The sequence below is a fragment of the Rhodococcus sp. 2H158 genome, assembly GCF_053764755.1.
The window spans coordinates 1-24508 of record NZ_JBSNCE010000040.1 but is presented as its reverse complement, the minus strand read 5'-3'; the positions used below and the strand labels follow the sequence as shown (position 1 = coordinate 24508).

Below are 24508 nucleotides of genomic sequence, written 5' to 3'. Positions count from 1 at the left end.
TAGGGGCGCGGAGTTTCGCGGGGTTTGCGCGCGGTTGAACAATGTCGTTCCGGCAACGACCGTGTCGGTGACCCGCACCGTCGCCTGCATCCCCGAGGATGGGTGTCGTGGGCGCACACGTGATCCTCGTTCCCGGATTCTGGCTCGGCGCATGGGCATGGGAGGCCGTCGCCGAGGACCTGCGGGCGCGGGGGCATAGGGTCGACGCCCTGACTCTGCCCGGGCTCGGGTCCGTCCGGACCGACCGCTCGGGCATCACCCTCGACGACCACGTCGGTGCCGTCGTGGATGCGGTGGCGGGCGGTGCGATCGTCGTCGCGCACAGCGGCGCCGGCCCGGTCGCGTACGCGGCGTCGGACCGGGTCCCGACGGACGTGGCCCACCTGGTGTACGTCGACACCGGTCCGCTGCCGGATGCCGCTGCACTGCGACCGGATCTCGATGCCGCCGTGGCGGAGATCCCGCTGCCGCCGTGGGCGGAGCTCGAAGCCGACGGCAACAGCCTGCAAGGGCTCGACGACGCTGCGCTGCACCGGTTCCGGGATCGGGCGGTGCCACATCCGGCCGGTCCGGCGCGGACTCCGCTCGCCCTGCACGACGACGCCCGCCTGAGGGTGCCGACCACCGTCGTGTGCAGCAGCTTCCCGTCCGGGGCGATCCCGCGGATGGCGCAGTCGGGGCATCCGGTGGCGTCCGAGCTCGGCCGGTTGACCGACGTGGAGTACGTCGACCTGCCGACCGGTCACTGGCCGATGTGGTCCCGTCCCGCCGATCTCGCGGTGGCGATCGACGCGGCGGCGATCGATACGGCGGGGCGCCGCTGACGCGGTCGCTCGCTACCGGCCCGCGGCGAACAGGTCCTGGACGAACGCTGTGACGTCGGACAGGGACGCCCGCATCGTCTCCAGGTGGCCGACGGGATACGACCGGAACACGAACCGCTCACCGGCCGCGGTCAGGTCGGCGACGAGCTTGAACGTGAACGGCGCCGGGGTGACGGTGTCCGTCAGGCCCTGACCGAGGAACAGTGGACGGTCGTAGCCGCGGGTGGGGATCTCGAGCATGTCGCGGGCGGCCCGTGCCAGGGCCGGATCGTCGGTGCGTCGCGCCAGCAGGTCCCCGATCGACAGATCCCCGAACTCGGCCGCCGCCTCCTGGTAGCACAGGTCCTCCAGCCGGGCGAGGACCTCGCGGCCCCGCGGGCTGAGAAAGCGGTCGACGTCGACGTCGGGGCGGGTCGCGCGCATCCCGGCCAGCAGGTAGGCGATGAACACGGTGGTGCCGGTCAGCGGCAGCGGCGGAAAGCGCGGGTCACCGAACGGCACGAGATGCTCGATGTTCGACGGCACGCCGAGCGCGACGGCGCCATGGTAGTCGAGCTCGGGTGCGTACCGGGTCGCGAGGGAGGCCGCGACCATCGCGGCCTGACCGCCCTGCGACTGGCCGAGTGCGACCCAGCGCGACCCGAGGGACGGTTCCACCGCCCGCGCGGCGCGCACCATGTCGATCAGGGCGTGGGCCTCCGACGGCCCGTCGAGGTAGGCGTGGAGGCCGGGGGTGCCGAGGCCGGGGTAGTCGGTGGCGACGACCGCGTATCCCTGGGCGAGCCAGTGCGCCAGGTATCCGTTGTCGATGCGGCCGTCGACGGTGGGGGCGCACCGGTCCGCGATCCCGACCGCGCCGTGTCCCCACGACACCACCGGCCAGCCGCCGGCGGGCGCGGCGCCCGACGGCACGAAGACTGCGCCGGTGCTCAGGGCCGGCACCCCGCGCGGTCCGGTGGTGCGGTAGGTGACCACCGACGCGGCGGACGCGCCCGGCAGCCACCACTGCCGCGGCAACGGATCGACCCGGACGACGGTGCCCGGCGGGTCCGTCTCGCTGCCTGCGGGCCGGGCCGCCGCGACCCCGGCCGTGAGCAGCATCGCCGTCAGGAGCGCGGCGACGATCCCGCGGACACGACCACCGGAGAACGTCCGTGCCACCCGATCCCCCTTCGCGGTTCGCGGCGCGTCGGCGCCGAGGTCAGCTCGCGGCCGCCACCTTCCGCGGCGCGCGCTTGCGCGCCGGCCTGCGGGCGGGCGCGGGCTCCTGAGCGACGGACTCGGCGAGCGCCTCGCGCAGGAACGTGCCGGTGTAGCTGCCCTCGACCGCCGCGACGTCCTCGGGCGTGCCCTGCGCGACGACGGTGCCGCCGCCGGAGCCCCCTTCGGGGCCCATGTCGATGATCCAGTCCGCCGTCTTGATCACGTCGAGGTTGTGCTCGATCACGATCACCGTGTTGCCCTTGTCGACGAGCCCGTTGATCACACCGAGCAGCTTGCGGATGTCCTCGAAGTGCAGACCGGTGGTCGGCTCGTCCAGCACGTACACGGTGCGGCCCGTCGACCGCTTCTGCAGCTCCGCGGCGAGCTTGACGCGCTGCGCCTCGCCACCCGAGAGGGTCGGGGCCGGCTGGCCCAGGCGCACGTATCCGAGGCCGACGTCGACGAGGGTGCGCAGGTAGCGGTGGATCGAGGTGACCGGCTCGAAGAACTCGGCGGCCTCCTCGATGGGCATGTCCAGCACCTCGGCGATGGTCTTGCCCTTGTAGTGCACCTCGAGGGTCTCGCGGTTGTAGCGGGCCCCGTGGCACACCTCGCACGGCACGTACACGTCGGGCAGGAAGTTCATCTCGATCTTGAGCGTGCCGTCACCCGAGCAGGCCTCGCATCGGCCGCCCTTGACGTTGAACGAGAACCGGCCCGGCTGGTAGCCGCGCACCTTCGCCTCGGTGGTCGCGGCGAACAGGGTGCGGATCTTGTCGAACACGCCCGTGTAGGTGGCCGGATTCGACCGCGGGGTACGGCCGATCGGCGACTGGTCCACCTGCACGAGCTTGTCGAGCTGGTCGAGCCCGTTGACGCGCGTGTGCCGGCCGGGCACCTGCCGCGCGCCGTTGAGCTTGTTGGCCATGACCGTCGCGAGAATGTCGTTGACCAGGGTCGACTTGCCGGATCCGGAGACGCCGGTGATGGAGGTGAGCACGCCGAGCGGGAAGGCCACGTCGATGCCGCGCAGGTTGTTCTCGCGGGCGCCGACGACGGTGACCTGACGCTTGCGGTCCACCGGCCGGCGCTGCTCCGGCACCTCGATCCGCTGACGTCCGGACAGGTACGCGCCGGTGAGCGACTCGGTGCACTCGAGCAGTTCCTTGTAGGGGCCGGTGTGCACGACGCGACCGCCGTGCTCGCCGGCGTACGGCCCGATGTCGACGACCCAGTCCGACGCGCGGATGGTGTCCTCGTCGTGCTCGACGACGATCAGCGTGTTGCCGAGATCACGCAGCCGCGTGAGGGTTTCGATGAGCCGGCGGTTGTCGCGCTGGTGCAGGCCGATGGACGGCTCGTCCAGGACGTACAGGACACCGACCAGGCCCGAGCCGATCTGGGTGGCGAGGCGGATGCGCTGTGCCTCCCCGCCGGACAGGGTGCCGGCCGCGCGGGACAGGGTGAGGTATTCGAGCCCCACGTCGAGCAGGAACCCGAGACGTGCCTGGATCTCCTTGAGCACCTGCCCGGCGATGGCCTCTTCCCGCGCCCCGAGGGTCAGGGCGTTCAGGAACTCGGCGCACTCGGCGATGGACAGGTCGGAGACCTCGGCGATGGACTTGTGCCCGTGCTCGCCCGCGGCGATCGTCACCGCCAGGATCTCCGGACGCAGCCGCGCACCCTCGCAGGTGGGGCACGGGATCTCCCGCATGTACCCGTCGTAGCGTTCCTTCATCTGCTCGGACTCGGTCTGTTCGAGCCGGCGGTGCAGGAACGGCATCACGCCCTCGAACTCGGCGTAGTACGACCGTGTCCGGCCGTACCGGTTCTTGTAGCGGACGTGGACCTGTTCCGGGCTGCCCTCGAGGATGGCCTTGCGGGCCTTGGCCGGCAGCTTGTTCCACGGGGTGGACATCTCGAAGCCCATGATGTCGGCGAGCCCGGACAGCAGCCGGGTGAAGTACTCGGAGGTCTGCCCCATCGACCAGGGCGCGATCGCACCGTCCTCGAGGCTGAGGTCCGGGTCCGGCACGACGAGCTCCGGGTCGACCTCCTTGCGGATGCCGAGGCCGGTGCATTCGGGGCAGGCGCCGTACGGGGAGTTGAACGAGAAGGACCGGGGTTCGAGTTCGTCGATGGACAGCGGGTGCCCGTTCGGGCAGGCGAGTTTCTCGGAGAAGCGGCGCTCGCGGTCGGCGGCGTTCTCGTCCCGGTCGACGAAGTCGAGGACGACGATGCCTTCCGCCAGGCGCAGCGCGGTCTCGATCGAATCGGTGAGCCGCTGCTTGGCACCGGCCTTGACCGCGAGGCGGTCGACGACCACCTCGATGTCGTGTTTCTCCTGCTTCTTCAGCTTCGGCGGATCGGTGAGGGGATGGACCACTCCGTCGACCCGCACGCGGGCGTATCCCTGCACGGTCAGCTGCTCGAACAGGTCGACGAATTCACCCTTGCGGGTGCGCACGACCGGGGCGAGCACCTGGAACCGGGTGCCCTGCTCCATGTCGAGGACCTGGTCGACGATCTGCTGCGGCGTCTGCCGGGCGATCCGCTCCCCGCATTGCGGGCAGTGCGCCGTGCCTGCGCGAGCGTAGAGCAGGCGCAGGTAGTCGTAGACCTCGGTGATGGTGCCCACCGTCGAGCGCGGGTTCCGGTTGGTGGACTTCTGGTCGATGGACACCGCCGGCGACAGGCCCTCGATGAAGTCGACGTCGGGTTTGTCCATCTGGCCGAGGAACTGGCGCGCGTAGGCGGACAGCGACTCGACGTAGCGGCGCTGTCCCTCGGCGAAGATCGTGTCGAACGCCAGGCTCGACTTGCCCGACCCGGACAGGCCGGTGAAGACGATCAGGCTGTCACGCGGCAGGTCCAGGTCGATCCCCCGCAGATTGTGCTCCCGCGCGCCACGCACGATCAGGCGATCCGCCACGCCACGTCCCTCCTCGTCGGATCCCCGCCGGTGGGCGGTCGGATCCGGTCGCATCTCGATTCACCGACGTCACGTCGCGCAACTCGGCCCTGGACCATGGTAGGCGCGCCCACCGACACGTTCCGGTTCCCGACGGTCGCGTACGCGGGCGCCCCGCCACGGCGGTAACGTGCCTCACATGTCGCAGCAGCCCTTGGTCATCGACGACGACTACACCGGTGAGGTCACCCCCGGCGGTCCCGCGCAGCGCCGCACCGTGCCCGGCGCGACCATCGTCAAGTTGTCCGTCGGACAGATGGACAACAACACGTACCTGGTCACGGATTCCGCAACCGGCAAGTCGGTGTTCCTCGACGCCGCGAACGAACCGGCGTTGCTCACCCGGTTCCTCGCCGAGCACGCCCCGAAACTCGAGCTGATCGTCACGACGCACCAGCACTGGGATCACTGGCAGGGCCTCGAAGCGGTCGCCGCCTCGACCGGCGTCCCCACTGCCGCGCATCCGCTCGACGCCGAACCGCTCCCGGTGAGGCCCGATCGGCTGCTCATGGAGGGCGACACCGTGCACGTCGGCGAGCTCAGCCTCGAGGTGATCCACCTGTCCGGGCACACGCCGGGGTCGATCGCCCTGGTCCTCACCGAGGCCGGCACCGGCCGGCGCCACATCTTCACCGGCGACTCCCTCTTCCCCGGGGGCCTGGGCAAGACCGCGGACGCCGAGAAGTTCACCTCGCTGTACGACGACGTCGACACCAAGCTGTTCGGCCGCTTCGGCGACGACACGGTGATCTACCCCGGCCACGGCAAGGACACCACGCTCGGCGCGGAACGTCCCCATCTCGGGGAGTGGCGCGAACGGGGTTGGTGACCGGGTGGGCTGCGGGAGGTCTGCGTTCTGCGGCAGCGCATTCGCGCAGCCGCGACGGTGGCGGCTCCGTGACCGGAGGGCCGGAAGGGCCGGTGCTTGTTGCGCAGACCACTTCCTCGGCGGTCACTCGGAGACCGCTCGCCGGCTCACAGACCCCGGTCGATGATGTCGAGGATCTCGTCATCGGTCGCGGCGTGAATCCTGCCGACCGTGTCGGCGCGGCCGCGCTCGGCTCCCTCGAGGTCGGCCAGCAGGGCTTCGAGCCGCCGCGCGACCGCCGCGCGTGCCTCGTCGTCGGCGCCGAGTTCGGCGACGGCCGCCCGCAGGCGGTCGATCCCGGCGACGGCCACCGACACCGGATCCGGGACCAGCTCGGCGCGCAGGAACTCGGCGATGGCCCGGGGACTGGGGTGATCGAACACCACCGTCGGCGGCAACCGCAGACCGGTCTCGGCACCGAGATGGTTGCGCAGGGCGACCGCGGCGAGCGAGTCGAAGCCGAGTTCCTTGAACGCCTGGTCGGGATCGACCGAGTCCGACGCATCGTGGCCCAGGACTGCGGCAGCGCCGGCTCGCACCAGCTCCAGCACGAGGTGCCGCTGTTCCGGCACCGACCGCTCGGTGAGCCGCTGCGCCCACTCGGACGGCCCTGAGCCGTTCGGTCCGGACACGGCCGACCCCGATCCCGCCGCGCGGGGCCGCGACTGCCGCACGAGTCCGCGCAGCGGGGCGGGAACGGACGGCCCGGCCGGATCGGGGTGCTCGAGCCGGGCTCCCACCACCGCGGGGACGTCGCCGGCCGCGGCACTGTCGAACAGGTCCAGGGCGTCGGCCTCACTCATCGGAACCAGCCCGCTGCGGCGAGCCCGCGCGCGATCCCGCGCGCCGAGCCTGCCGGTCATGGCGCTCGGCGGTGCCCACATTCCCCACGCGATCGACACCGCGGGCAGGCCCTGGGCTCGCCGGTGCTGGGCGAGGGCGTCGAGGAACCGGTTCGCCGCCGCGTAGTTCGCCTGCCCGGGCGCGCCGAGGACCCCGGAGAGCGACGAGAACAGCACGAAGGCGTGGACCCGGGCGGTCAGGCGGTGCAGGTGCCAGGCCGCGTCCACTTTCGGCCGCAGCACCGCGTCGAGCCGGTCGGGAGTGAGCGAGGTGAGAGTGGCGTCGTCGAGGACACCGGCCGCGTGGATCACCGCGGTCAGGGGGTGCTCGGCGGGGATCCGGGCCAACAGCCCCGCCAGTGCCGCCTCGTCGGCGGTGTCGCAGGCGACGACGGTCACCTCGGCGCCCGCACCGCGTAGTTCGCGGCACAGCCGGTCACTTCCCTCGGCGTCGGGTCCGCGCCGGCTCGTCAGCACCAGGTGCCGCGCCCCGTGTGCGCCGACGAGGTGGCGCGCCACCGACGTTCCCAGCGTGCCGGTGCCGCCGGTGACGAGCACGGTGCCGCGGGGATCGAACAGCGGTCCGGACCGCTCGACGGCCGGCATGCGCCGCAGTCGGGGCACGAGCACCGCCCGGTCCCGGATCGCGACCTGCGGTTCCCCGCTGGCCACGGCCGACGTGACCGCCGCGTCGACGTCCGTCTCCCGGTCGAGGTCGAGCAGCACGAACCGGCCCGGGTTCTCGTTCTGCGCGGAGCCCACCAGACCCCACACGGCCGCAGCCGCGAGGTCGACGTCGTGCCCGTCGGCCGCCTCGCCGGTGGCCGCCGCGTTGCGGGTGACGACCACCAGCACGCTGTCGGCGAACTCGGCGTCGTCGAGCCAGTCCTGCAGCAGTCGCAGCGTCCGGGCGCACAGGCGGTGGGTCGCCTCCGGCCCCGGGTCGCCGTCGGTGCCGCATCCCACCAGCACCGTCCAGGGCCGCCCGTCGTCGGGCGTGGCTGCCCTCGCGGTGCGCAGCGCCGCCGCGTCGGGACACCGCGGGAAGCTCGAGCCCAGATCCGCGTCGCCGAGCACGACCAGCGGCCCGGGCGGCGGCGCGGACGGGACGTCGTCGATTCGGGTCCAGGCCAGCCGGTGCAGCCGCCGCGCGCCGGACGGGCCCGCGCCGTGCCCGTCGTCCGCCCGGGGCACCACGTGCAGCGCCTCGACGGTCAGCACCGGCGCGCCGTCGGCATCGGCGGCGACGACGCGATGCGGCCCGTCCTCGCCCGTCCCGAACCGCACCGACACCGCCCGCGCACCGGTGCGGTGCAGCCGGGTTCCCGACCAGGTCAGCGGCCAGTCGTCCGGGCCGAGGACGGGGTCGAGCGCCGCCTGCAGCAGTTGCGGATGGATGCCGAAGCCGCTCGGGTCGAGGTCGTCGTCGAGGCGCACCTCGGTCGCGGTGTCGTCCGGGAGTCGACCCGGTTGTCCGGCGCGCACGTCGTCGACGGTCGCCGACGCGTTCCGCACCCAGGGGCCGTCGGCCGGTCCGATGTTCGACGAGACGGTGACGGTGCGCGCGCCGTCGTCGCCGGCCGGCGACACCAGCACCCGGATCGGCAGCAGCCCCGCGGCCGGCAGGAGCAGGGGGTGGTGCAGCGTGAGAGCGGCGATGCGGTCGCACCCGACGTGGTGGGCGGCGTGCAGGGTCAGCTCGACCAGGACGGCCGGTACCAGCGTCTGCGGGGCGTCGGTCGGTGGAGCGCCGTCGTCGGGCTGCGGCGCCGTGAGCGACGAATCCCGGTGCCGGGACAGCGCGCCGGTGAACACGGTGGTGTCGTCGTCGAGGGTCACGGCCGCGCCGAGCAGCGGATGCTCCGCCGGGCTCAACCCCAACTCCGTCGGATCACCGCTGGCGCGTGCGGGCGCCGACGGCCAGAAGGAGCGGCGCCGGAAGGCGTACGTGGGCAGGTCCACCGGGCGGCGGCCGGGCAGCACCCGATCCCAGTCGATCGTCAGGCCCTGCACGGACGCGGCGGCGACCGCCTCGACGAACCCCCGGGCGTCGTCCCCACGCCCGGGCAGCGCGGCGATCGGGTGCGGGACGACCTCGGCGGCGTGGGCGGCCAGGGCCGCGCCGGGTCCGATCTCGACGCAGCGGGTGACGCCGAGTTCGACGAGGGTGCGCATGCCGTCGTGGAAGCACACGGCGCGGCGGAGGTGCCGGCGCCAGTACTGCGGTGACGTCAGTTCCTCGGCCGTGGCGACGCGCCCGGTGAGGGTGGAGACGACGGGGATCGTCGGCGGCTGCGCCGCCGGCCGCGACACGACGGTGGTGAACTCGTCGAGGACGGGGTCCATCAGCGCCGAGTGGAATGCGCGTTCGACGTGCAGCGGGGTGACCGGGATCCCTGCGGTGGACAGTTCGGCGGCGACGGTGTGCACGTCGGTTGCGGCCCCCGCGAGCACCACGGATTCGGCGCCGTTGACCGCGGCGAGGTCGACTCGGCCGTCGATCCGCGACCGGATGTCCTCCGGGCGTGCCCGGACGGCGATCATCGCCCCGGGGGCGGTGGCCTGCATCAGTCGTCCGCGCGCGGCCACCAGGGCGGCGGCGTCGGGCAGGCTGAACACGCCCGCGACGTGGGCCGCGGCGAGTTCTCCGATCGAATGCCCGATCAGGTAGTCGGGTGTGAGGCCCCAGTCCCGCAGTAGTCGGTAGAGGGCGACCTCGACGGCGAACAGGGCCGGCTGGGTGTACTCGGTGCGGTCGAGTTTCGCGGCGGCGTCGTCCGCGTCGCCCCAGAGCACCTGCCGTACGGGGGTGTCGACGTGTTCGTCGAGCGCGGCGCAGGTCTCGTCCAGGGCGCGGGCGAACACCGGGTAGGTGTCGTAGAGGCCGCGGCCCATTCCGATCCGCTGCGCGCCCTGGCCGGTGAACATGAACGCCGTCCGCCCGCGGGTGCTCGTCCCGGTGACGGCGTTGCCGCCTGCGCGTCCCTCGACGAGGCGGGTCAGGCCGTCGCGCAGGTCGGCGAGCGTCTCGCCGGTGACGGCGGCGCGGTGCGTGAAGCCGGACCGGGTGGTGGCCAGCGAGTAGGCGAGGTCGGCGGGATCCGGCGGGGACTGCGTGTCGAGGATGTCGGTCAGCCGGGCGGCCTGCGCGCGCAGCGCCTCGTCGGTCTTGGCGGAGAGCACCCACACCAGGGGCGACGCCGGCCGTGGCGGGGCCGGTGGGGCGGCGACGTCGGGGGGCTGCTCGAGGATCAGGTGGGCGTTGGTGCCGCTGATGCCGAACGAGGAGACGCCGGCGCGGCGGGGTCGTCCGGTCTGCGGCCACGCCACCGGGTCGGCGAGCAGGGCGACCTCGCCGGCGGTCCAGTCGACGTGCCGGGTCGGGGCGTCGCTGTGCAGGCTCGGCGGCAGCACGCCGTGCCGCATCGCCATCACCATCTTGATCACGCCGGCCACCCCGGCCGCCGCCTGGGAGTGGCCGATGTTCGACTTGACCGACCCCAGCCACAGCGGCCGGCCGTCGCGTTGCTGCCCGTAGGTGGCGAGCAACGCCTGGGCCTCGATCGGGTCGCCGAGTGTCGTGCCGGTGCCGTGGGCCTCCACCGCGTCGATGTCGGCGGGGTCGAGGGCGGCGTCGGCCAGCGCCTGCCGGATCACCCGTTCCTGCGACGGGCCGTTCGGGGCGGTCAGGCCGTTGGAGGCGCCGTCCTGGTTGACCGCGGAGCCGCGGATCAGTGCCAGCACCCGGTGGCCGTGGCGCTGGGCGTCGCTCAGCCGCTCGAGCACGACCATGCCCGCGCCCTCGCTGAGCCCGGTGCCGTCCGCTCGATCGGAGAACGGTTTGCACCGCCCGTCCGGGGCGAGTCCGCGTTGGCGGCTGAACTCGATCAGCACGCCGGGGGTCGCCATCACCGTCGCCCCGCCGGCCAGCGCGAGGGTGCATTCGCCGTCGCGCAGTGCCCGTGCCGCGAGGTGCAGCGCCACCAACGACGACGAACACGCGGTGTCGACGGTGACCGCGGGACCGGTGAAGCCGAGCGAGTAGGCGATCCGGCCGGAAGCGACGCTGTTGCTGGTGCCCGTCATGAGGTAGCCCTCGGCGTCGGTGTGTCGCCGGGTCATGAGGTGGAATCCGTAGTCGCCGCCCATCATTCCGACGTACACGCCGGTGTCGGTGAGGCCGGGTGAGTTCGGCGGGATTCCCGCGTGTTCCAGTGCTTCCCAGGCGCTTTCGAGCAGCAGTCGGTGTTGCGGGTCCATCGCGACGGCCTCGCGGGGGCTGATCCCGAAGAACGCGGCGTCGAACCGGTCGGCGTCGTGGAGGAAGCCGCCGGCCCGCATGTAGGTCGTGCCGCTGCGCTCGGGATCCGGGTCGTACACCTCGTCGAGGTTCCAGCCGCGGTTGTCGGGGTACGCGCCCACCGCGTCGCGGCCGTCGCGGACGAGGCGCCACAGCTCGTCCGGGCAGGAGACCCGACCGGGGTATCGGCAGGCCATTCCCACGATCGCGATCGGGTCGTCGTCGCGGTGCCGGCGCGCCGTGGGGGCCGGGTGCGGGTCGTCCTCGGGGCCGAGCAGCCGGGCCGCGATCTCGCGGGCGAGCGCGTCCGCGGTGGGGTGGTCGAACACCACCGTCGCGGCCAGCCGCACCCCGGTGGCCGTCGTCAGCTGGTTGCGTAGCTGCACCGCGGTGAGCGAGTCGAAGCCGAGTTGCTTGAAGGCACGCTCCGGATCGATGGCCTCCTTCCCGTCGTGGCCGAGCACCGCCGCGACGTGCGTGGTGACGATCTCGAGGACCCGGGCGTGCCGCCCGGCGGGGTCGAGCGCGCGCAGCTCGTCGGCGACGCCGGGGGCCGACGGGACGGCCGCGGCGCGCCGACGGGACGGGCCGAGCACTCGGCGCAGGATCGGGGGAAGGGCCTCGCCGTCGGACCGGCGGGAGGGCGCCGAGAGCCGTATCGGCACCGTCAACGCACGGTTCGCGGCGAGTGCCGCATCGAACAGGGCCAGCCCCGCTTCCGGGGTGAGGGTGTCTATGCCGGTGCGCTGCAACCGATCCAGATCGGCCGCATTCAGATGGGCGGTCATCGCGCTGGGTCGGTCCCACAGTCCCCAGGCCAGGGACAGTCCCGGCAGTCCCTCGGCGCGGCGGTGCTGCGCGAGCGCGTCGAGGAAGACGTTGGCCGCCGCGTAGTTCGCCTGGCCGACGCCGCCGAGCACACCCGCCGCGGAGGAGAACAGCACGAACGCCGCGAGACCGCGATCGCGCGTGAGCTCGTGCAGATGCCAGGCACCGTCCACCTTGGGGCGCAGGACGGCGTGCAGCTGGTCCGGAGTCAAGGTGGCGGCGGTGGCGTCGTCGAGCACCCCGGCGGCGTGGACGACACCCGACAGGTCGGGGACGGCGTCGAGCAGGGCCGCCACCGCGGCTCGATCGGCCACGTCGCAGGCCACGGCGCGGATCTCGGCGCCCGCGTCGGCGAACTCGGCGCGTAGTTCCGCCGCCCGCTCGGCGCGGACCGTGTGTCGGCCGGTCAGCACGAGCCGGCGCACCCCGTACCGCCGCACGAGGTGACGGGCGACGAGCCGGCCGATGGTGCCGGTGCCGCCGGTGACGACGACGGTGCCGTCGGGGCCGAACGGCACCGGATCCGCGTGCGGCGCGTCGGTGGTGGGCGCCGCCGGCGCGAGCATGGGCGCGAGGAGTGTCCCGGCGCGGACCGCCAGTTGTGGTTCGGTGCAGGCCAGGGCCGCGGACAGCACGCCGGGATCGGGAAGGTCACCGGGCAGCCGGTCCAGGTCCACCAGGGTGATCCGGTCCGGGTGTTCGTTCTGCACCGCACCGATCAGCCCCCACACGGGCGCGGCGCAGACGTCGATCGGTTCGTCGTCGGCGACCGTCACGGCGCGGCGCGTCGTCACCAGCAGTCGGGTCTCGGCGAGGCGGTCGTCGGCGAGCCAGGCCTGTACCGCCCGCAACGCCGCCTCCGCGGCGGCGTGCGCGCGCGTCGGCACGTCGGGTTCGTCGCCCGGTGCCCCGGCCAGCAGCAGGGTGCGGCCGGCGGGATCGCCGCCGGTGAGCGCCTCCCCGAGCGGGGCGAGATCCGCCGTCGGCGCGGCGCCGGCCGCGACCGGGATCCACTCCACGCGGTAGAGGCCGGTGCCGGTCGCGGCGGCCGGCGTGCGCGGACCGGCGAACGGCCGCAGCGCCAGCGACTGCGCGGTCAGCACGCGATTGCCGGCGGTGTCGTACGCGGCCACCCGGTACCGTTCGGGTCCGGCCGGGGCGATGTGCACACGCAGAGCGGTGGCACCGACGGCGTGCAGCTGCACGTCGTCCCAGGCGAACGGCAGCCGCAGGTCGCGGGCGCCGACCGCGGCGGCGAACGCGATCAGGTGCAGCGCCGCGTCGAACACCGCCGGATGGATCCCGTACCCGGCGACCGTCGCGGCGGGGTCCTCTCCCCCCAGGCGCACCTCCCCGTACAGGTCGTCACCGCGGCGCCACGCCGCGCGCAGGCCCCGGAAGACCGGCCCGTACCCGTATCCGGTCTCGTCGAGCGCGTCGTACAGGCCGCTCACGTCGATCGGCGTCGCCTCGGCCGGTGGCCACGGCCGGATCGGAACGGGCGCGGTGTGCACCGCGCCCGTGAGGGTGCCGACGGCGTGCCGGGTCCACGGGGTCTGCGCCGGGGCGTCCGCCGGGCGGGAGTGCACCGACACCGTGCGGTGCCCGGCGTCGTCGGCGGTAAGGACGGCGACCTGCACCGCGAGCTCCCCACCGGTGGGAATCGTCGCGGGTGTCTCGAGGGTGAGTTCCGCGAGGCGGCTGCAGCCGGCGCGGTGCCCGGCGTGCAGGGCGAGTTCGACGAACGCCGTGCCGGGCAGCACGACGGTGCCGTCCACGGCGTGTTCGTTCAGCCACGGCAGCCGGTGCGGCGAGAGCACGCCCGTGAACACCGCGCCGCGACCGTCGCCGAGTTCCACGGAGGCGGCGAGCATCGGGTGGTCCCCGGCGTCCATGCCGGCTGCGGCGGCATCACGGTGCGGCGCGCGCCCGTCCAGCCAGTAGCGGCGATGCTGGAAGGCATATGTGGGCAGGTCCACCCATTGCCGGTGACCGGCGCGGCGAGCCCACCCGACCCGGCCCCACTCGATGTGCGCCCCGGACACGTGTGCCTCGGCGAGGGCGGTGGTGAACTGGCGCAGGCCCGCCCGGTCGCGGCGGAGGGTGCCGAGGGCGCGCCCCGCGACGCCGGCCGCGTCCAGGGTCTCCTGCAGCGGCACGGTCAGGACCGGATGGCTGCCCGACTCGACGAACAGCCGATACCCGTCGCGGGCCAGGGACCTCGTCGCGTCTTCGAAGCGCACCGGTCGGCGCAGGTTCCGGTACCAGTAGTCGGCGTCGAGTGCGGTGCCGTCCATCACGTCCCCGCTCACCGTCGAGTAGAACGGGATCCGCGAACGCTGCGGGGTGATCGGGGCGAGAGCGTCGAGAATAGGCTTGCGCAGCACCGAGACGTCCGCGCAGTGGGAGGCGTAGTCCACTGTGATGCGCCGGGCCTGGACACCGTCGGCCTGCCACCGCGCGACCAGCACCTCGAGGGCGTCGCCGGGGCCGGACACGACCGTCGCGGCCGGACCGTTGATCGCCGCCACCTCGACGGTCCCGGTCCAGGGTTCGATCTGCTGCCGCACGGCGTCCGCCGGCAGACCCACCGACGCCATGCCACCGCCGCGCCGGGCCGATTCCGTGATCACGCGGCTGCGGGCCGCGACGACGAGCGCCGCGTCGGGCAGGGTCAGCGCGCCGGCGACGTGGGCGGCGGCGATCTCGCCCTGCGAGTGTCCGACCACGGCCGCTGGTTCGACGCCGTGTGCCTGCCACAGCCGCGCAAGCCCGACCATCACCGCGAACAGCGCCGGTTGCACGACGTCGGCCCGGTCCAGGGCGGACGGATCGCGGTCGCGGAGCACGTCGAGCAGCGCGAAGTCGGTGTGCGGGGCCAGGGCGTCGGCGCACTCGCGCAGGCTGTCGGCGAACACCGGGGAGGACTCCAGCAGTGCGGTGGCCATGCCGACCCACTGCGCGCCCTGCCCGGGAAAGACGAACACCGGCCGGTCGCCCGCCTCGACCGCGACGCCGGTGATCACACCGGGGTCGGGGGCGCCTCGGCCGAGCGCGTCGAGACCGGACAGCAGGGCGCGCGGGTCGGCGCCGAGCACGGCGGCGCGGTGGTGGAAGGTCGCGCGGGAGGTCAGCAGCGGGCCGGCCACCTGTGCGGGGGTCAGCTCGGGGTGGCCGGCGACGTAGTCCCGCAGCCGGTGCGCCTGCGCGCGCAGCGCCGGTTCGGTGTGGCCCGACACGAACCAGGCCACGACGTCGTCCGAGCCGTCGGTCCCCTCGGGGGGCGCAGCGTCCGGCGGTGGGACCGGTTGTTCCAGCACGACGTGGGCGTTCGTGCCGCTGATGCCGAACGAGGAGACCGCCGCGCGGCGGGGCCGGCCGGTCGCCGGCCATTCCCGGTTCTCGGTGAGCAGGGACACCGATCCGGCGGTCCAGTCGACGTGGGGGGTGGGACGGTCGACGTGCAGCGTCTTCGGCAGCACACCGTGACGCATCGCCATGATCATCTTGATCACGCCGGCCACTCCGGCGGCGGCCTGGGTGTGCCCGAGGTTCGACTTCACCGAACCGAGCCACAACGGCCGGTCGGGGGGCCGATCGCGGCCGTAGCCGGCCAGCAGGGCGGACGCCTCGATGGGATCGCCCAGCGTGGTGCCGGTGCCGTGGGCTTCGACCGCGTCGACGTCGGCTGGGCCGAGTCCGGCGTCGGTCAGGGCCTGCCGGATCACCCGTTCCTGGGCCTTTTTGTTCGGGGCGGTCAGGCCGTTGCTGGCGCCGTCCTGGTTCACCGCGCTGCCGCGGACGACGGCGAGGATCCGGCGGTCGTTGCGCTGGGCGTCGGACAGGCGTTCCAGCGCGAGGATCGCGGCGCCTTCGCCCCACGCCGTGCCGTCGGCCGCGGCGGCGAACGCCTTGCAGCGCCCGTCTCGGGCCAGTCCACGCTGCCGGCTGAACTCGACGAACACCGCGGGCGTCGACATGACGGTCGCCCCGCCGGCGAGGGCGAGTTCGCACTCGCCGTGGCGCAGCGCCTGCATGGCGAGGTGGACGGACACCAGGGACGACGAACACGCCGTGTCGACGGTGATCGCGGGTCCGTGCAGTCCGAAGCTGTAGGCGACACGGCCGGAGGCGACGCTCATCGCGGTGCCGGTGATGAAGTAGCCCGCGAGTTCCTCGGGCGGGGCGCCGCCCGCCCGTGCCGAGTAGTCGATCCCGGACAGACCGGTGAAGACGCCGATCTGCCTGCCGTGCACGGACCGCGGATCGATGCCGGCGTGCTCGAAGGTCTCCCAGCTCGTCTCGAGCAGGAGTCGCTGCTGCGGGTCCATCGCCAGTGCTTCGCGAGGCGAGATGCCGAAGACCTCCGGGTCGAAACCCGCCGCATCGTCGAGAAAGCTGCCTTGCACCGTGTACGACCTGCCGGCCTGCCGGCCCGTCGGATCGTAGAGGTCCGCCGCTTCCCAACCCCGGTCCGCGGGGAATGCGGCGACGGTCTCCGCACCGGATTCCACCAGGTGCCACAGATCCTGTGGGGAGCGGACCCCGCCGGGGAACCGGCACCCCATCCCGACGACGGCGATCGGTTCGCGGCTCACCCCCTCGACCTCGCGAAGCTTCTCCCGGGCCTGATAGAGCTCTGCGGTCACCCGTTTCAGATAGTCGAGGAGCTTCGCATCATCGGCCATAATCGAGCTCCAATCCGAGAGCCGTCGTGCCGGCGCCGAGAACTCGATGGTATCCGCCGCCCCCACCCGGACACAGCGATCTGCTCGTGCGAGTGTGACCGGTGCGGCGTGCGAGATGACTGTGGCGCGCCTCGGACGAATACCGTCCGGAGCGCTCGGCGACCTCCGCGGCCTTCTGATCGAGTTGCTCGTCGGGCTCTTGCCGCGCACTGACGTGGGCCGACCGACACGTATCCGCAGGGCACCAGCGGGTCCTAGACTGTGGCGATGGGCATCGCTCCGGATGTCAGGGCACCGAGCGCCGGCGCGGCACCGCCCGATTCGGTGCCACCCGCCGCGGGCTCGGGCCGTCGTCCAGGTGCCGCTTGCGCCGGCGCATCGCGACGACCCGCGCCCGAGGTTCTGTCGTCGACGACCTCGCCCCGGCCGCACGTGTCGCCGTCCGCCCACTCGCCGTTCCGCCGCGACAAGCGCACCGCACATCAACCCTCGACTTTCGCCTGGAGGATCACGTGACCGTCACTTCCACCGACACATCGACAGAACTGCTGGCCCGACTGCGGAATGCCTACGCGACCGGACGCACGCGCGATGCCGAATGGCGCATCCGCCAGCTCCGCGGCATCGAGAAGCTCGCCGACGAGCGCGAAGCCGAGATTGCGGCCGCACTGCAGGAGGACCTGGGCCGAAACGCGGTCGAAGCCTGGCTCGGCGACCTCGCTTCCACCCGGGCCGAAGCCGCCTACGCCCGCAAGCGGGTCCGACGCTGGCTGCTTCCTCGACCGAAGCCCTTGTCGATCAACCAGTTTCCCGCGCTCGGCTGGGTGCAGTACGAGCCGATGGGAGTGGTCCTGATCATCGCACCGTGGAACTACCCGGTGTATCTGACGCTCGGTCCGCTCGTAGCGGCAGTGGCCGCCGGGAACTGTGCCGTGATCAAACCGTCGGAACTGGCCCCCGCCACGTCCGCGCTGCTCGCCCGGCTGATTCCGCAATACCTCGACCCGGAGGCCGTCGTGGTCGCCGAAGGCGATGCCGAGCTCACCCAGAGTCTGCTCGCGCAGGGTTTCGATCTCGCCCTGTACACCGGCGGCACCGAGGTGGGCCGCAAGATCATGGCCGCCGCCGCCCCGCAGCTCACGCCGGTGATCCTCGAGCTCGGTGGCAAGTCTCCCGTCGTCGTCGCCGAGGACGCCGATCTCGAGGTCACCGCGCGGCGTATCGCCTGGGTCAAACTCCTGAATTCGGGACAGAGCTGCATCGCACCCGACTACGTACTGGTCGAGCGGTCCGTCCGCGACGCGCTCGTCGACAAGATCGTCGACACGATCGCCCTGTTCCGCAGCGAGGAACCGCAGCCGGGGATGCGGGTGGTCAACCAGCGTCACTTCGATCGGCTCGAGGCGTATCTGGAGTCCACGACCGGGCGCATCGTCACCGGCGGCAGGTGCGATCGTGACACTCTCACCGTCGAACCGACCGTGATCGTCGATCCGGCACCCGACGACGCGGTCATGACGGACGAGATCTTCGGGCCCATCCTGCCGATCCTCACCGTCGACTCGGTCGACGCAGCCCTCGACTTCGTCGGTGCCCGACCCAAACCCCTTGCAGCGTACGTGTTCTCCAAGTCGCTGAGCACCCAGAGGAAGATCACGCAGCGAATCAGCGCGGGTGGCGTGGTGATCAATCATGTCGGCATGCACGTCCTCGCGCCACAACTGCCGTTCGGGGGCGTGGGTGCCAGCGGGATGGGGGCATACCACGGACGCTACGGTTTCGAGGCGCTCAGTCACCGCAAGGCGGTACTCGCCAAGCCGTTCCGTCCGGATCCGGCGATGAACTACCCGCCCTACACCCAGGCTGCGCTGAAGATCATGCGGCGACTGTTCTGAGCGGTCCACCGACACCCTCCGGAGCGGAGGACACCGACACGGCCGAGGAGGAATCGACCGGTCGTGGTCGGCCTCGACGGCTCGGAACCTGCGAGCCGCGTATTGCTGCGGTCCTGGCTCGTCGCCCACGGACGCAGGGGTGGCAACTCGGTTGCCCGGCACCCGCCCGGCAGCCCCGGCGCCTCGGTCGTCCTCGTACCCTGGGAAGGTGACCACGAGGAGGTCGTCGTGACAAGGCGCCCGGAACCCGTCGAACCCGCTGTGGGACAGGAATCGGTCTGGGACTACCCCCGCCCGCCCCGTCTCGAGACCTTCGCCGGCTCGATCACCGTGGAATGGGGCGGCCGGACCATCGCGTCGACCACGCGCGCCTGGCGGGTACTGGAGACCAGCCATCCGCCGACCTACTACCTTCCCGCCGAAGCCTTCGCCGACGGGGTGCTGCGGGAGACGGCGGGCTCGTCGTGGTGCGAGTGGAAGGGCAGGGCGAGCTACTACGACCTGGTGACCGATTCGCGGGTCGCGCCGAAAGCGGCGTGGACCTACCGCGATCCCTCCCCCGCCTTCCGGGCGATCGCCGGGGCGGTCGCGGTGATGGCCGCCCAGGTCGACCGGTGCACCGTCGACGGCGAGGAGGTCGTCCCGCAACCGGGCGGGTTCTACGGCGGCTGGATCACCAGCTCGGTCGTCGGCCCGTTCAAAGGAATCCCCGGCTCGGCGGGCTGGTAACCGCTCCGAAGTACGTCGAGCCGAGGCGCGCCTGCGAGCAAGCGAGAGCACTAGACTGGGCCGATGGGCATCGCTTCCGATGTCGATACGCACCGCGCGGGTGCAGGGCTCTCCCGCTGCACGGTGGTCGAGTCCCGTCTTCCCTGGGGCGCGTACGGGCAGGGTTTTCCCGGGCGATCACGCGCCGGCCCGCACGAAGCCGTACCGCCCGGATGCGGTGAGCGACCGTCGCGTGGTGCCGGCTGCGTCGAGGATCCCGGCGCAGACCGTTCCGATCGTTCCCGACCGTGTCGGGCAGGAGAGGAGTCGTCGTGACCGACGACGGAGTGACCGGCCGTGTCGTGGTCGGAGTGGACGGTTCGGAGCCGTCGAAGGGGGCACTGCGCTGGGCACGATTCGTCGCCCGGTCGGCAGGGTTCGAGGTCGACGCCGTGGCGGCGTGGGAGATTCCCTGGGCCGCCGCGGAAGGCTGGCCGTCCGACTGGGATCCGGAGCAGGAAACGTCCGGGATGCTGCACGAGACGGTCACCGGCGTCCTCGGGCGCGAGCCCGGGGTGTCCATGCAGGAACTGGTTCGCCGCGGCGGAGCCGCGCGCGTCCTGCTCGACGAGAGCCGTGACGCGCAGTTCCTGGTGGTGGGTAGCCGGGGGCACGGCGGCTTCAGCGGCCTGCTGCTCGGCTCGGTCAGCGCCGCATGCGCCGAGCACGCACACTGCCCGGTGCTGGTCATCCACGGTGACACCCCGCCCCCGCCCGTCTCGCCCTGAGGCGATCTCGGCGACGATCCCGATCCCCCGTCGCACCGGGGCCGCCCCCGATCTCCCGGACCGGTCGTTCCCCTTCCCGGATCGACTCCCGCCGCGCTCTCCCGTCCCGGAAAATGCTGCGAACAGCACCCGGTGCGGCGGATGATCGAGAAACAGCGCCCGAGGGCGGTGGATCGTACGCGCGACCCTCCCGTTCCTGCGCGTGTCCGGCTTGTTCGCTCGACCTTCGGGAGACACCCGCCATGAGACTCGGCATCCTCGTTCTCGCCGTCGGCGCGTCGCTGCTCGCCGGCACCGGTGTCGCAGCGGCCGCCGATCCGGCCGTCCTCGGCGGCGGCTCCGGCATCGTCATGGACGACCGGAACTACTGCACCCTCACCACGATCGGTCCCGACTCCGGGGGCCGGCTGGTCGGATTCACCGCGGGGCACTGCGGAAACGCCGGCTCCACGGTCGCCTCGGAGGCGGATCCGGGCGCCGGTGTGGTCGGCACGATCGCCTACACCGATGCGGACTTGGACTACGCGGTGATCGTGTTCGACCCGGCGAAGGTGGTGCCCGTGAATCGGGTGGGAAACACGACGATCACGGGGATCGGGGGTCCGGCGCAGTTCCCGGACATCGTCTGCAAGCAGGGCCGCACCACGGGGCATACCTGCGGGGTGGCCTACGGCGATGTGTTCGGTTCGGGGCAGACCTGGACGCAGACGTGCGTCGACCTCGGCGACTCGGGAGGTCCGGTGGTGGTCGGAACCACGCTCGTCGGCATGGTGAACGGCTATCTCACCGTTGCCTGCCTCGGTCCGGAGGTCGGCACGAGCATGACGGCCGTCGTCGGTGACGCCGATGCGCGGGGCGGGGCCGGGGCGGGGTTCCGTCCGATCTAAGGGGCGCAGGTCGTGACGATGTCGTTGCCCGGGTGAGGGACGGACCGGCAGCCACGACCGCATCCGAGGGGGTACTCCCTCGGTCAGCCGATCTCGGCGAGGAAGCGCTCCAGGATCCCGGTGACCCGGGCCGGGTCTTCCAGCGTCGCACTGTGACCGACGCCGTCGAGTTCGACCAGTTGTGAGTCCGGGATCAGGGCGTGCATCTCGCGGGCGAGGCGCGGTGGCATCTCGACGTCCAGTTGCCCCGCGACGATCAGCGTCGGCACGCTCACGCCGGGAAGCTCGTCCCGGATGTCGGGCCGGACCATCATGCCGAGCATCGTGTGCGCCAGGGACGACCGATCGGCCGTCGCCCATCGCCTGCGCCACACCTCACGCTCGGCCTCCCGGCCGGGTTCGCTGCGGAACGGTTCGCCGTAGAGTTCCTTCTCGATGCCGCGCAGCACGAGGGCAGGTGACGGCCCGAGGAGCCGGGCCACGGCCGTGAGGGCCAGGTGCAGCGGGTACTTGACGGGCGGATGCGGGGTTGCGCCGGTGTTGAGCAGGGTCAGCGAGCGCAACAGGTCCGGTTCCCGCGCGCCGATGCGCATGCCGACGAAACCGCCCATGGACAGACCGACCAGATGTGCCGGGGCGAGGTCGAGGCGCCGGATCACGGTGAGCACGTCGGCGGTGAGCTGCTCGAGCTGGTATCCCGTCCGGGCATGCCCGGACCGGCCCTGCCCGCGGAAGTCGAGGGTGAGGCAACGGTATCGATCCCGCAGCGCCGCGATCTGCGCCTCGTACATTCTCCCGTCGAAGAAGAACCCGTGCAGGAACAGGATCGGCTCGCCCTCGCCTCCGGTGTCCTCGCAGTACAGGTCGACGTCCCGCACCCGCAGGTACGACCGTCGCATGTCCGGAACTCGGGGCGTTGTCATGGCATGCTCCGTTTCGAGCCGTGACGCGGGACCGTCTCGGAATGAGGTCGAGGATCGGTTCCGAGCACCGCCGGTGTCAAGGGGCCGCAGCAGCGGCCCTGTCCGGTATCGCATTGCCGAGATATCATTGCTGATATGTCGACGTCGCCTCGCCGAACGTTGTTCCCGGGCCTGGAGCTGCTCTCCGACCGGCGCCGAGCGCTGGTGGACGAGCTGGTGGCAGCCCGGCGACGACAGGGGCTGAGCCAGACCGAGATCGCGGCCCGGATGGGCACCTCCCAGTCGGCCGTGGCCCGCTTCGAGCGAGGCGATCTCGATCCGCGCCTGTCCACCCTCGAACGGTATGCGCAGGCGGTGGGGCAGACGGTCGACTGGCAGATCCGCACGCCTCCGGAGACGACATGAATATCTGGCCGCCCGTCCCTCCCCCGCCCCCGCCCCCGCCGCCGGTGCCGCCCTGGCAGCCCGAACCTCGCCCGTCTGCTCCCGCACCGGCGCAGTACACGTCGCTCGTCGCCCCCGGCCCCGATTGGCTCGCCGAGCGACTGTTCGACCGACGGATCGTCCGGCTGACAGGACGTCTCGACCGCGAGGCCGCCAACCGCGCCGCCGCCACGCTCGCGCTGCTCGACGCCTCCGGCGACGACCCGGTGCAGGTGTGGCTGCACGACGTCGAGGCCGACCTCGACACCGCGACGACCCTCCTCGACACTCTCGACCTGATGGGTGTGCCGACCCGGGTGAGTTGCCTCGGCACCCTCACCGGGGCGGCCCTTGCCCTCCTGGCGGCCGCCGATCGGCGCACCGCCGCGCCGCACGCCACCTTCCATCTGCGTGAACCGCGCACCACGTGCGACGGCCCCGCGGCAACCGTCGACGCGCAGGTCGACCGATACCGGCAGCAGTTGCGGGCGCTGCAGCAACGCCTCGCGGACGCCTGCCGTCGCCCCGTGGAGGAGATCGCGGAGGACATGCGCGCACACCGGATCCTGACCGCCGAGCAGGCACGTGACTACGGCCTGATCGACGCGATCGGCGGGGACCGGGCGCCCCACTCACCGTGACCGCCGAGCACCGGGTGACGCGGCGGTCAGCCGAGGAACACCGCGACCCGATCCGCCAGATCGAGCAGCGGCTGCGGGAAGACGCCGAGCGCCACCGTCACCACCGCCCCGGCGGCGACCGCGACGGTTGTCAGCACACTGGGCACCACGACCGTCGGGGCGTCGCGGTCCGGCTCGTCGAAAAACATCAGCACGATGACGCGCACGTAGAAGTACGCCGCGATCGCGCTGCTGACCACGCCGACGATCACGAGCGGAACGGCTCCGGCGCCCGCCGCCGCCCCGAACACGGCGAACTTGCTGACGAACCCGCTCGTGAGCGGGATGCCGGCGAACGCGAGGAGGAACAGGGCGAACACCGCGCCGACGAGGGGTGAGCGCCGGCCGAGCCCCGCCCAGCGGGACATGTGGGTCGCCTCCCCGAGGTCGTCGCGGACCAGGGTCACGACGGCGAACGCGCCGAGGGTGCTGAAGCCGTAGGCGAACAGGTAGAACATCGTCGACGCCAGCCCCGCCCGGTCGGCGGCGATCAGGCCGGTGAGGATGAAGCCGGCGTGGGCGACCGACGAGTAGGCCAGCATCCGCTTCACGTCGTTCTGCGTCACGGCCAGCACCGATCCCGCCACCATCGTCAGGATCGCGACGCCCCACAGCAGGGGACGCCAGTCGTCACGCAGACCGGGCAGCGCCACGTAGAACACCCGCAGCATCGCGCCGAACGCCGCGACCTTGGTGGCCGCCGCCATGAAGGCGGTGATCGGTGTGGGCGCCCCCTGATAGACGTCGGGGATCCAGGAGTGGAACGGCACCGCCCCGATCTTGAACAGCAGGCCCACCGCGAGCATCGCCGCGCCGATCAATGCCAGCGTGTCCCCGTCCGCGCGGCCGGCGACGGCGTCCGCGATGCCCGCCAACCGGACCGTGCCCGCGTAGCCGTACAGCAGCGCCACGCCGAAGAGGAAGAAGGCCGAGGAGAACGCGCCGAGCAGGAAGTACTTCAGTGCCGATTCCTGCGAGAGCAGGCGCTGCCGCCGGGCCAGGCCGCACAGCAGGTACAGGGGCAGCGACAGAACCTCGAGCGCGATGAACATCGTGAGCAGGTCGTTCGAGGCCGGGAACAGCAGCATCCCCCCGACCGCGAACAGCACCAACGGGAAAACCTCGGTCTGCGACATCCCCACCGCGGCGGCCTCGCGCTCGGCGACGCTGCCCGGCACCGCGGACGCCTGCGGGGCGAACGCGTCGGCACCGCCGGCGCCCGTCGCCACCGCCGCGCCCGGTCCCCCCGGAGTGGCGCCCCGGGCGCCCGGCTCGATTCCGCGTTCGGCGACGAGCAGCACCGCGAGGATCGAGACGAGCAGGATGGTGCCCTGCAGGAACAGGGTCGGCCCGTCGACCGCCACCGCGTCCACCGCGGCGGTGTACCCGGGCGCGGCCTCGGCGGAGAAGTCCAGCCCCGCGGCGAGTACGACGACGGCCACGAACGCGGCCACGAGACCGCCGAGCGCGAGCAGCAGCTGGCTCGCGTACCGGCCGCGGCGGGGAACGAACGCCTCGACGAGCACTGCGGCGACGGCCACCCCGAACACGATCAGCATGGGAGAGAGCGGGCCGTATTCGAGGTCGGGGGCCGGAATCGCCTGAGCGAGAACGGTGGTGCCGTCCGAGAGAGTCACCTGTGCGTCCCTCCGTGAGTGTCGGGCCCGGTCCCGCCGCACA

General features: G+C 72.4%; 13 protein-coding genes. 8 read left to right on the top strand and 5 right to left on the bottom strand.

The window, feature by feature from the left end:
- Window positions 1–107: 107 nt before the first annotated feature.
- On the top strand, window positions 108–824 hold the full coding sequence (locus ACWPOB_RS26645; protein WP_455402662.1) for an alpha/beta fold hydrolase: 717 nt from the start codon (window positions 108–110) through the stop codon (window positions 822–824).
- 12 nt (window positions 825–836) lie between these two features.
- On the opposite strand, the gene ACWPOB_RS26640 is transcribed toward ACWPOB_RS26645, so the two are convergent.
- On the bottom strand, window positions 837–1985 hold the full coding sequence (locus ACWPOB_RS26640) for a lipase family protein (RefSeq protein ID WP_455402661.1): 1149 nt from the start codon (window positions 1983–1985) through the stop codon (window positions 837–839).
- Window positions 1986–2025: 40 nt separating this feature from the next.
- On the bottom strand, window positions 2026–4959 hold the full coding sequence (gene uvrA / locus ACWPOB_RS26635) for an excinuclease ABC subunit UvrA (protein WP_455402660.1): 2934 nt from the start codon (window positions 4957–4959) through the stop codon (window positions 2026–2028).
- 178 nt (window positions 4960–5137) lie between these two features.
- Here uvrA and ACWPOB_RS26630 point away from each other — a divergent pair, with 178 nt between their 5' ends.
- Entirely contained in the window at window positions 5138–5827 is a 690-nt protein-coding gene (locus ACWPOB_RS26630; protein ID WP_100058500.1) for an MBL fold metallo-hydrolase, read from the top strand.
- Window positions 5828–5973: 146 nt separating this feature from the next.
- Here the strand turns inward: ACWPOB_RS26630 and ACWPOB_RS26625 are convergent, their stop codons facing one another.
- On the bottom strand, window positions 5974–16524 hold the full coding sequence (locus ACWPOB_RS26625; protein ID WP_455402659.1) for an SDR family NAD(P)-dependent oxidoreductase: 10551 nt from the start codon (window positions 16522–16524) through the stop codon (window positions 5974–5976).
- Between the two features lie 512 nt (window positions 16525–17036).
- Between ACWPOB_RS26625 and ACWPOB_RS26620 the strand changes: the two genes are divergently transcribed.
- From ACWPOB_RS26620 to ACWPOB_RS26605, 4 genes are all read left to right on the top strand, one after another.
- Complete coding sequence (locus tag ACWPOB_RS26620; RefSeq protein WP_455402658.1) at window positions 17037–18419, top strand: aldehyde dehydrogenase family protein; 1383 nt, start codon at window positions 17037–17039, stop codon at window positions 18417–18419.
- Between the two features lie 228 nt (window positions 18420–18647).
- Complete coding sequence (locus tag ACWPOB_RS26615) at window positions 18648–19148, top strand: DUF427 domain-containing protein (RefSeq protein ID WP_100057065.1); 501 nt, start codon at window positions 18648–18650, stop codon at window positions 19146–19148.
- Between the two features lie 311 nt (window positions 19149–19459).
- The gene (locus ACWPOB_RS26610; RefSeq protein WP_455402657.1) at window positions 19460–19915 is read left to right on the top strand and encodes a universal stress protein; all 456 of its coding nucleotides are present in this window, start codon (window positions 19460–19462) and stop codon (window positions 19913–19915) included.
- 242 nt (window positions 19916–20157) lie between these two features.
- Window positions 20158–20802, top strand: coding sequence for a chymotrypsin family serine protease (locus ACWPOB_RS26605; protein WP_100057062.1), 645 nt, complete (start codon window positions 20158–20160; stop codon window positions 20800–20802).
- 83 nt (window positions 20803–20885) lie between these two features.
- Here ACWPOB_RS26605 and ACWPOB_RS26600 read toward each other — a convergent pair whose 3' ends face one another.
- Window positions 20886–21725 carry an alpha/beta fold hydrolase gene (locus ACWPOB_RS26600; protein ID WP_455402656.1) on the bottom strand — a complete coding sequence of 280 codons (840 nt, stop codon included), beginning with the start codon at window positions 21723–21725 and terminating at the stop codon, window positions 20886–20888.
- A gap of 135 nt (window positions 21726–21860) precedes the next feature.
- On the opposite strand from ACWPOB_RS26600, the gene ACWPOB_RS26595 reads away from it, so the two are divergent.
- Together ACWPOB_RS26595 and ACWPOB_RS26590 are read left to right on the top strand one after the other, a co-directional pair.
- Window positions 21861–22130 carry a helix-turn-helix domain-containing protein gene (locus ACWPOB_RS26595; protein ID WP_100057061.1) on the top strand — a complete coding sequence of 90 codons (270 nt, stop codon included), beginning with the start codon at window positions 21861–21863 and terminating at the stop codon, window positions 22128–22130.
- Window positions 22127–22789, top strand: a complete 663-nt coding sequence (locus ACWPOB_RS26590; protein WP_100057060.1) for an ATP-dependent Clp protease proteolytic subunit — start codon at window positions 22127–22129, stop codon at window positions 22787–22789. The genes ACWPOB_RS26595 and ACWPOB_RS26590 overlap by 4 nt, the downstream gene beginning before the upstream one ends.
- A gap of 26 nt (window positions 22790–22815) precedes the next feature.
- Here ACWPOB_RS26590 and nuoN read toward each other — a convergent pair whose 3' ends face one another.
- A complete protein-coding gene (gene nuoN, locus ACWPOB_RS26585; RefSeq protein ID WP_455402655.1) occupies window positions 22816–24465 on the bottom strand; it encodes an NADH-quinone oxidoreductase subunit NuoN in 1650 nt (549 codons plus the stop codon).
- Window positions 24466–24508 lie beyond the last annotated feature (43 nt).

Excerpts from the sequence above, each read along its gene's own strand:
- ACWPOB_RS26630 (WP_100058500.1), top strand. The coding sequence starts at position 5,138 with ATGTCGCAGCAGCCCTTGGTCATCGACGACGACTACACCGGTGAGGTC.
- ACWPOB_RS26625 (WP_455402659.1), bottom strand. The coding sequence starts at position 16,524 with ATGGCCGATGATGCGAAGCTCCTCGACTATCTGAAACGGGTGACCGCA.
- ACWPOB_RS26605 (WP_100057062.1), top strand. The coding sequence starts at position 20,158 with ATGAGACTCGGCATCCTCGTTCTCGCCGTCGGCGCGTCGCTGCTCGCC.
- ACWPOB_RS26600 (WP_455402656.1), bottom strand. The coding sequence starts at position 21,725 with ATGACAACGCCCCGAGTTCCGGACATGCGACGGTCGTACCTGCGGGTG.
- ACWPOB_RS26595 (WP_100057061.1), top strand. The coding sequence starts at position 21,861 with ATGTCGACGTCGCCTCGCCGAACGTTGTTCCCGGGCCTGGAGCTGCTC.
- ACWPOB_RS26590 (WP_100057060.1), top strand. The coding sequence starts at position 22,127 with ATGAATATCTGGCCGCCCGTCCCTCCCCCGCCCCCGCCCCCGCCGCCG.